Source organism: Sphingomonas bacterium, from assembly GCF_903644055.1.
GTDB lineage: Bacteria > Pseudomonadota > Alphaproteobacteria > Sphingomonadales > Sphingomonadaceae > Sphingomonas_I.
This window is the reverse complement of the sequence record NZ_CAHJXD010000267.1, coordinates 1-9,514: the sequence shown is the minus strand read 5'-3', so window position 1 is coordinate 9,514 and position 9,514 is coordinate 1. Positions and strand designations below refer to the sequence as shown.

7 protein-coding genes are annotated in these 9,514 nt (G+C 67.3%); all 7 read left to right on the top strand.

What is annotated here, in order from left to right:
* Positions 1–569 (top strand): peptidase dimerization domain-containing protein (locus HUU94_RS11645; RefSeq protein ID WP_174275238.1); only part of this gene is annotated, 569 nt, incomplete at its 5' end.
* 233 nt (positions 570–802) lie between these two features.
* Positions 803–3,292 (top strand): TonB-dependent receptor, encoded by a 2,490-nt coding sequence (locus tag HUU94_RS11640; RefSeq protein ID WP_174275237.1) that lies wholly within the window; start codon positions 803–805, stop codon positions 3,290–3,292.
* A gap of 68 nt (positions 3,293–3,360) precedes the next feature.
* Positions 3,361–4,350: a sulfate ABC transporter substrate-binding protein gene (locus HUU94_RS11635; RefSeq protein WP_174275236.1), complete on the top strand. Its 990-nt coding sequence runs from the start codon at positions 3,361–3,363 to the stop codon at positions 4,348–4,350.
* Positions 4,351–4,531: 181 nt separating this feature from the next.
* Entirely contained in the window at positions 4,532–4,978 is a 447-nt protein-coding gene (locus HUU94_RS11630) for an RrF2 family transcriptional regulator (protein WP_174275235.1), read from the top strand.
* Positions 4,979–5,024: 46 nt separating this feature from the next.
* Positions 5,025–6,224 (top strand): glycosyltransferase, encoded by a 1,200-nt coding sequence (locus HUU94_RS11625; protein WP_174275240.1) that lies wholly within the window; start codon positions 5,025–5,027, stop codon positions 6,222–6,224.
* Between the two features lie 38 nt (positions 6,225–6,262).
* Positions 6,263–8,569: a UDP-galactopyranose mutase gene (glf, locus tag HUU94_RS11620; RefSeq protein WP_254602167.1), complete on the top strand. Its 2,307-nt coding sequence runs from the start codon at positions 6,263–6,265 to the stop codon at positions 8,567–8,569.
* An 11-nt stretch (positions 8,570–8,580) separates the two neighbouring features.
* A partial coding sequence (locus HUU94_RS11615) for a glycosyltransferase (protein WP_174275234.1) occupies positions 8,581–9,514 on the top strand: 934 nt, incomplete at its 3' end.

The window sequence follows — 9,514 nt, the reverse complement described above, 5'->3', positions numbered from 1 at the left end:
AGACGATCGTCAGCCGCGAGGCGGATCCGCTGGATCCGACGGTGATCACCGTCGGTTCGATCCATGGCGGCACGCGGCGCAACGTCATTCCCGACGAGGTGAAGCTGGAGCTGTCCACCCGCGCCTTTTCGGACGAGGGGCGCAAGGTGATCGTCGACGGCATCCGCGCGCGCGCCGCCGGCCTCGCCGTCGCGGCCGGCCTGCCGCCCGACCGTGCGCCCATCGTCACGGTGCTGGAAGGCGAATCCGCGCCGCCGCTGTACAACGATCCCGCCGTTTCGGAGCGAGTCCGCGCGTCGCTGATCGCCACGCTGGGCCAGGACAATGTCGTCGACGCCTCGCCCGTCATGCCGAGCGAGGATTTCGGCGTATACGGGTTGGAAGGCCACAAGATACCGGTGGTGTTCTACTGGCTGGGCGCGATGAACCCCGCCAAGTTCAAGGCCGCCGCCGACAAGGGGGAGCTGCTTCCCGGCCCCCACAACAACCGCTTCGCACCCGACCCCGGGCCCGCCGTGGCAGCCGGCGTGAAGACGATGACCGGGGTGGCGACCGCGCTGCTGCGTTAGGGTCTGTCCCGTCGACAGGGTCTGTCGTGTTGATGTGAACTCTCGTCACCCCGGCCTTGAGCCGGGGTCCCGCTGCTTGGCCGACGCTTCAGCTTGAACGGGACCGCCTCTAAGCGGAAACCGCCCGGCACCGCCCGACAGCGCGGCTTTCAGCGGGATAAGTTTTGCTCTGTCGTCTATTCCTATTCTGAAGCTAGGGATTGCCCCCGAGAATCGGTTTAAGGGGAATTTCCATGGGCTCACGCACGCTGCTTTTGGCAGGGGCGTCTCTGCTGGCGCTGCCCGCGCACGCGCAGCTTTCGCCGAGCGATCCCAATTCGGCGTCGGCCCCCTCGGCCGCCGGCGCCTCGCCGGCGACCACCGCCGCGCCGACGCCGACCGGCAGCGATGGCGCGCAGGGCGAAATTCTCGTCACCGCGCGGCGCCGACAGGAGGTTTTGCAGAAGGTCCCGCTCGCGATCTCCGTGACGGACGCCAAGGCGATCGACGCGACGGGCAGCTTCAACGTGCTGAAGCTGACGCAGCTCCAGCCCTCGCTGCAATTCTACTCGACCAATCCGCGCAACACGACGGTGAACATTCGCGGGCTCGGCGTGCCGTTCGGGCTCACCAACGACGGTATCGAGCCGGGCGTGGGCATCTATATCGATCAGGTCTATTTCGCGCGGATCGGATCGGCGACGCTCGACTTCCTCGATGTCGATCGGGTCGAGGTGCTGCGCGGGCCGCAGGGTACGCTCTACGGAAAGAACACGACCGCGGGCGCGATCAACATCACCTCGAAGGCACCGACCTTCGCACCGGAAGGCGCGGTCGAGGTGAGCGTCGGCAATCTCGGCTTCAAGCAAGGCAAGGCCTCGGTCTCGGGCCCGCTGGTCGCCGACAAGCTGGCGATCCGCCTGGGCATCTCCGAGACGCATCGCGACGGCACGATCTACAATGTGACGACCCGCCAGCATGTCAACTCGCAGGACAATCTCGGCGTGCGCGGCGCGCTGCTGTTCAAGGCGACCGATACGCTCAGCCTTACGCTGTCGGGCGACTATAACCGCCAGAACCCCGATTGCTGCGTCCAGATCTATGTGCGCACCGGCGCGACGCAACGGCCGCTCAGCCGCCAGTTCGCGGCGCTGGCCGCGGCCTTCAACTATGCGCCGCCGAGCACCAACGCGTTCGATCGCCTGACCGATCTCGATGCCACGATCAACGCCAAGCAGACGATCTACGGCGCATCGCTGCGCGGCGAGCTGGAGCTCGGCGGCGGCACGCTGACCTCGGTTTCCGCGTGGCGCGTGTGGGACTGGAAACCCTCCAACGATCGCGACTTCACCGGCCTGCCGATCACCACCGTCTCGCAGAACCCCTCGCACCAGACGCAATATACGCAGGAGCTGCGCTATGCGGGCAGCAGCGGCAAGATCGATTATGTCGGCGGCCTGTTCGGCTTCTATCAGAAGATCGATACGACCGGATCGCAGGTGCAGGGCACGGCGGCCAGCCGATGGCTGCTCAATCCGGGCGCGGTCGCCGTCGGCTCCAGCGGCTGTATCCCGGCGACCGCCAATGCCTGCAACCCGGCGGTGCTCAACGGGCTGACGTCGCTCAACGATATCCATTTCAAGAATACCAGCCTCGCCGCCTTCGGCCAGCTTACCTGGCATGTCACCGATCGCCTCCGGTTGCAGCCCGGGGTTCGCGTCAATTATGACAAGAAGAGCGGCTCCTATGTCGCGACCGTCTTCACGGGCACGGGCAGCACGACGCTCAACGCCGATCAGCGCGGCGTGCTCGCCCCGCAAAGCTATGATCCCAGCTTCCGCAAGTGGAACATCTCGGGCGATTTCACCGCATCCTACGATATCGCGCGCGACGTGCTGGGCTATGCGACCTATGCGCGCAGCTTCAAATCGGGCGGCATCAATCTCTCCGGCCTGCCGCTGGACGCCAACAACAATCCGATCCTGAGTTCGGCGACGGTCAAGCCCGAGAAGGTCAGCCATTACGAGGTCGGCTTGAAGACCCAGTTCTTCGATCGCCGCGCGACGCTGAACTTCTCCGGTTTCTGGACCGATATCAAGGATTTCCAGGCGACCGTCACCAACGGCCAGCTCGGTGTGATACGGGGCTATCTCGCCAATGCGGCGAAGGTCCGCACGCGCGGGCTCGAGGTCGATTTCTCGGCGCGTCCGGTCGATCCGCTGAGCCTCTATTTCAGCGGCGCCTTCACCGATGCCAAATATGTCAAGTTCGTCGATGCGCCGTGCCCGCCCGAACTCGCCGGCGGCAGCGCCCTGACCGCGACCAACACCCCCAGTCCCGCCGGCACGCCCGGCGGCGTCAGCCCCAACTCCTGCGATATTTCGGGCCAGTGGCTGCCGGGCGTCTCGCGCTGGGCCTTCTCGCATGGCGCCGAATATCGCATCCCGTCGCATCTGTTCGGCCGGACGAGCGAATTCTATCTGGGGTACGACGGCAGCTACCGCTCCAAATTCTCGTCGAACCCCTCGCGATCGGCCTATACGGACATCCAGGGCTATTATCTGGGCAATGTTCGCGCGGGCGTCCGCATCAACGATCGCTGGGATGCCTTCGGATGGGTCCGCAACATCTTCGACAAGAATTATTACGAGGTGCTGGCGCTGCAATCGGGCAGCACCGGTCTGGTCGTCGGCCAGCCGGCCGATCCGCGGACCTATGGCGTGACCTTCAAGGCGAAGCTGTAGCTTTCGCGCGCCATTCGAGCCAGGATCGCACATCCGAGGCCTTGGCACATCGAAATGCGGAGTGACGAATGCGCAAGCTGCTGACCTTGATATTGGCCGTCGCCGTGGCCGGATTCCCCGCCACGGGTGCGTCGCTGCTCAACGTCAGCTACGATCCCACGCGCGAGCTGTACCAGCAGATCGATCCGCTGTTCGCACGTTACTGGAAGGCCAAGACGGGACAGGATCTCGCGATCAGGCAATCGCATGGCGGCTCGGGCGCGCAGGCGCGATCGGTGATCGAGGGCAATGCGGCGGACGTCGTCACGCTGGCGCTCGCCAACGATATCGATCAGATCGCCGATCGGGGGCTGATCGCTCCCGACTGGCAGAAGAGATTGCCGCTCGCCTCGACGCCTTATTATTCCACGATCGTATTGCTGGTCCGCAAGGGCAATCCGAAGAAGATCCGCGACTGGAGCGATGTGGTCCGGCCCGGCGTCGGCGTGATCGCGCCCAATCCCAAGACCGGGGGCGCCGCGCGGTGGGCGTATCTCGGCGCCTGGGGGTTCGCCAGCAAGACCTATGGGCAGGACAAGGCGAGGGATTTCGTGCGGCGCCTCTACAAGAATGTCCTGGTGCTGGATTCGGGCGCGCGCGGATCGGCGACGACGTTCATCCAGCGCGGGCAGGGCGATGTCCTGCTGGCGTGGGAGAATGAAGCCCTGCTCGCCGTCCACTCGGCCAAGCCGGGGGCGTTCGAGATCGTCTATCCCTCGCTCTCGATCCTCGCCGAGCCCCCGGTCGCGTGGGTCGATCGCAACGTCGCGACGCATGGCACGCGCGCGGCGGCCGAAGCCTATCTTCGTTTCCTCTACACCCCGCAGGCGCAGGACATCATCGGCCGCAATTTCTACCGCCCGCGCAATCCCGCGATCGCGAAGAAATATGCCGCCCAGTTCAAGCCGCTCGCCTTGTTCACCATCGATCGCAACTTCGGCGGCTGGCGACGCGTGCAGCGGGTGCACTTCGCCAATGGCGGCGTCTACGACCAGATCGCCGCCGAGAATGCGCGCTAGAGACGGTCTCGTTCAAGCTGAAACGTCGGCAGGCAGCGGGACCCCGGCTCAAGGCCGGGGTGACGAGAGTATGACGTCAGCAGGACAGTTTCTAGGAGTATAGTTGCGCAGGATCATGTTCCTTCCCCGCCAGGAGGAACGCCCCGCTGGATTTGAAGCGGGGTAGCCGCTACCCGGAGCCATGCTGTCGCAAAAGGCGAGATACGCGCTAAGAGCCCTGCTGGATCTCGTCGAGCGCGGCGGAACGGGTTCGGTCCAGATCGCGCATATCGCCGAACGGCAGGTCGTGCCGCGCAAATTTCTCGAAGCGATCATGGTCGATCTGAAGAAGGCCGGCCTGGTCGAGAGCCGGCGCGGCCGCAACGGCGGCTATATGCTGGCGCGGCCCGCCGCCGAGATCAGTTTCGCCGAAGTCATGCGCGCGATCGATGGCCCGATCGCGCTCGTGCCGTGCGCCAGCCAGAATTTCTACGCGCGGTGCGGCGACTGCCATGACGAGGCGACCTGCGCGATCCGCAAGGTCATGTCGCAGGTCCGCGAAAGCGCCGTCCACATCCTCGATACGACCTCGCTGGCGAGCGCCGCGCGCGCCGAGGTGCTCGGTCCGGGCCTGCTCGGAGCGCCGTAATCGCGCGATTGCGGCGTTGCTCATGGGAGACGATCGAGTGCCGGCAATGCCCCGGGAGCAGGCGGCTCCGCTGACGCGCGTGCCGTCGATCGTCGTGATCAGCGACCGGATCGACCGGCGCGATGCGCAGGGACCGGGCGGCGGCGCGGACTGGCGCGATCTGCCGGCGAGCGAGCATCCCTGGCGCGGCGCCGACGGCCCTCCGCCGGAGGTGACCGGCGGCTATCTCGAACGGCTGCCGCTGGCCTGCATCGCCGCAGGGCTCGTCGAGCAGGCCGAAATCTGGCACCATCAGCATGGCGGCGATCGCGCGCCGCCGGCGGCGGCCGATGCGCGGCTCGGTTATCGCGCCTTCCGCCTCGAAGACCTGGCCCCGCCCTTCGACAATCGCGACATGATCGGGTTCGTACGGACGTTCGGCGCGCCGCATATCCTGCTGGTCTATGGGCTGGGCGTGTCGCCGGCGCTGCTCCAAGTATGCGGGAACAGCATCATCGTCTATAATTCGATCGATGCCCCGTCGCTTCGCGTGCCCGCCGAGGTGAGCGCCTGCTTCGATCTCGTGCTCACCGGCGCGCAGTGGCAATCGGACGAGGTTTTGGCGCGGCATCCCGGCATCGCGACGGCGATCCTGCCCGTCGGGCCGGAATTCGCCGCGATCGACCTCTTCCGTCCGCTCGCCACGGCCAAGGATTATGATCTGATCTACGTCGCGGCGGCGCAGGAATACAAACGCCACGATATCCTGTTCGACGCGCTCGACCGGCTTCCGCGCGACGTGCGCGGGCTGTGCCTGTTCGGCTACGGCGAGAATGCCGACCGCCTGCGCGGCGAGATCGCGGCGCGCGGCCTGTCGGTCGATTGCGTCGGCCCGCCCGGCGTAGCGCTGGAGGAGGTCAACCGGCTGATGAACCGTGCCCGATTCGGCCTGGTCTGCGGACGGGACGATGGCGCGCCGGCGATCCTGACCGAATATATGCTCGCCGGTCTGCCGGTGCTGGCGAATGCCGAGCTTGCCTGCGGCCGGCAGTATATCCTGCCGGAGACCGGCATGCTTGCGCCGCCAAATTCTTTCGCGGATGCAATAATGACGATGCGCGCGACCGCCGACCGCTTCACGCCGCGGGAGATCGCACTGGCGCGCTGGACCTGGCCGCACGGCATTCAGCGCTTTGGCGCACTGATCGAAGTCATAAAAGCCAGAAAAACGCGTGGGTTGACCTCGATCAATTGCCGGGATGGCTGAGGCGCCTAAGGGTCCGCATCCGATAGTTGGAGAACGGCGTGCACGGCCCCCGTATCGCCGAAAGGCCCACCGCCGGACCCATCCAGACGTTACCGCCGCTGATCTGTTTTTCGCACCTGCGGTGGGATTTCGTGACCCAGCGGCCCCAGCATCTGATGCGGCGCTTCGCGGCCGAGCGGCGCGTCTTCTTCTGGGAAGAGCAGATCGCCTGCGATCACCCCCTGCCCTATCTCGAATATCATCCCTTCCCCGCCGACGATGTCATCGTCTTGCGCCCGCGCGTGCCGCACTGGTGGGCCCGCGAACAGGTCGAGGAGGCGTTGCGCGGCCTGCTCGACATGCTCGTCGCAACCTCCGTGCCCGCCGATCCGGTGCTGTGGTTCTATACGCCGATGATGGCGGGCTTCGCCGGCCATCTGGCGGCGGATCTCGTCGTCTATGATTGCATGGACGAGCTTTCGGCCTTCGCCTTCGCCGATCCGCTGCTGATCGAGCGCGAGGACGCGCTGATCCGCGCCGCCGACGTGATGTTCACCGGCGGCTACAGCCTGTTCGAGGCGAAGCGCGCGCGGCATGACGCGATCCACCCCTTCCCCTCGGCGGTCGACGTCGCGCATTTCGCTGCCGCGCGCGGGGCGATCGCGGAGCCCGCCGACCAGGCGGTGATCGCCGGGCCGAAGCTCGGCTTCTACGGCGTGATCGACGAGCGCATCGACCTCGGCCTGATCGATGCGGTCGCCGCCGCGCGGCCCGATTGGCGGATCGTGATGATCGGCCCGGTGGTGAAGATCGATCCCGCCACGCTGCCGCGCCGCGCCAACATCCACTGGCTGGGCGGGCGCGGCTATGAGGAATTGCCGGCCTATCTTTCGGGATGGAACGCCGCGCTGATGCCGTTCGCGATCAACGAGGCGACTCGCTTCATCAGCCCGACCAAGACGCCCGAATATCTCGCCGCGGGCCGGCCGGTGGTCTCGACGCCGATCACCGATGTCGTCCGCCACTATGGCGCGATCGCGGCGGTGGCGATCGCCGACGACGCCGACGGCTTCGTCGCCGCGTGCGAGCGCACGCTGGCGCTCCCGCCGACGGGGGCGTGGCTGGACGAAGCCGACCGCCTCCTCGCCGCGACCTCATGGGATCGCACGTTCGCCGGGATGAAGGCGGCCATGGCGCCATCACCATCGCCGCCCCCCGCTGCGCCTGCCATACGCCCGGCGGGCCGGCGACCGCATTATGACGTGCTCGTCGTCGGCGCGGGTTTCGCGGGTTCGGTCCTGGCCGAGCGGCTGGCGGCGGGATCGGGCCAGCGCGTGCTGGTGATCGACAAGCGCCCGCATATCGCCGGCAACGCCTTCGACCATGCCGACGCGGCGGGGATCCTGGTCCACCGTTACGGTCCGCACATCTTCCACACCAACAGCGACGAGGTGTTCGCCTATCTGTCGCGCTTCACCGCGTGGCGGCCCTATGAGCATCGCGTGCTGGCGAGCGTCGCGGCGGGGCTGGTGCCGATCCCGATCAACCGCACCACGCTGAACCTCGTCTACGGCCTCGATCTTCGCGACGACGCGGCGGCGGCGGCCTTCCTGAGCGCGCGCGCCGAACCGCGCGACGTCCGCACCTCGGAGGATGTCGTCGTCGCCGCGGTCGGACAGGAGCTCTACGAGACCTTCTTTCGCGGCTATACGCGCAAGCAATGGGGCCTCGACCCGTCCGAGCTCGACAAATCGGTCACCGCGCGCGTGCCGACGCGCACCTGCACCGACGACCGCTATTTCCTCGACAGGCACCAGGCGATGCCGCGCGACGGCTTCACCGCGATGTTCGAGCGGATGCTGGATCATCCGAACATCACGATCGAGACCGGCCTGGAGTTCGCCGACTGCGACGCGCGCGCGGACCGCATCGTCTATACCGGGCCGATCGACGAATATTTCGACTTCCGCTTCGGCAGGCTGCCCTATCGCAGCCTGCGCTTTCAGCACGAGACGCTGGACGTCGCGCAGGTGCAGCCGGTCGCGGTGGTCAACTATCCCGCCGTGGAAACGCCCTACACGCGGATCACCGAATATAAGCATCTCACCGGCCAGAGTGCCGCCCGCACCAGCATCAGTTACGAATATCCGCAGGCGGACGGCGATCCTTATTATCCGATCCCGCGCGCGGAAAATCAGGCGCTCTATCGTCGCTACGAGGCGCTGGCCGACGCGCTGCCCGACGTGAGCTTCGTCGGGCGGCTCGCCACTTACCGCTATTACAATATGGATCAGGTGGTGGGGCAGGCGCTCGCCACCTATCGCCGTCTCGCGCCGCGTCTCGAGCGGACGCCCGCCACCGCATGACGCACGGCCGATTGCGGATCGTCCTCGCGACCGAGAGCCCCGCGCCGTCGGGCGTCGGCCGGCATATGCTGACGCTCGCCGAAGGGCTGGCGCGGGACCATGACGTCGTCGTCGGCGCGCCGCGCGGCACCGGGCTGTTCGCGCGGGCCCGCGCGCAGGGGCATGTCGTCAAGGCGATCGACCCCGCCGACCCGCACGATCTCGATCGCTGGCTGGCGCGCACCCGCCCCGATCTGGTCCATGTGCATGCCGGCATCGGCTGGGAAGGCCATGCCAGCGCGCGCGCCGCGCGCGCGGCCGGCGCCCGGGTGATCCGCACCGAACATCTGCCCTATCTGCTGACAGACGCCGCCCAGCGCGCGGAGCATGACGCGGGGCTCTCTCACGTCGATCATCTTATCTGCGTCTCGGGTGCCGTGGCCGACAGCCATCGCGAGGCGGGGTGCGGCAACCGCCTCGCGACGATCGCGAACGGCGTGCGGCCGGTTGCCGCGACGCGCGATCGCGCCGCGCTGCGTGCCCGATGGGCGCTCGCCGACGCGCCCGTGCTGCTGATGGCGGCGCGCTTCAGCGTCCAGAAGGATCATGCGCTGCTGCTCGATGCGCTGCCCGCGATCCTCGCCGTGCATCCGGGCACGACTTTGCTGCTCGCCGGCGACGGTCCGCTGCTGTGGGAAGTAGCCGCTCAGGTCGCGCGGCGCGGGCTGGCGGGCGCGGTGCGGATGCTGGGTCTTAGCGACGACATGCCCGATCTCATGGCCGCCGCCGATCTGCTCGTGCTGCCGTCGCGCTTCGAAGGGCTGTCGCTGGCCGGGCTCGAGGCGATGGCGGCAGGGCTGCCGATCGTGGCGAGCGAGGCGCCGGGCAACAGCGAGATGCTGGACCATGGCCGCTCGGGCTGGCTCGCCCCGCCCGGCGACGCGGCGGGGCTGGCCGCCGCGGTGA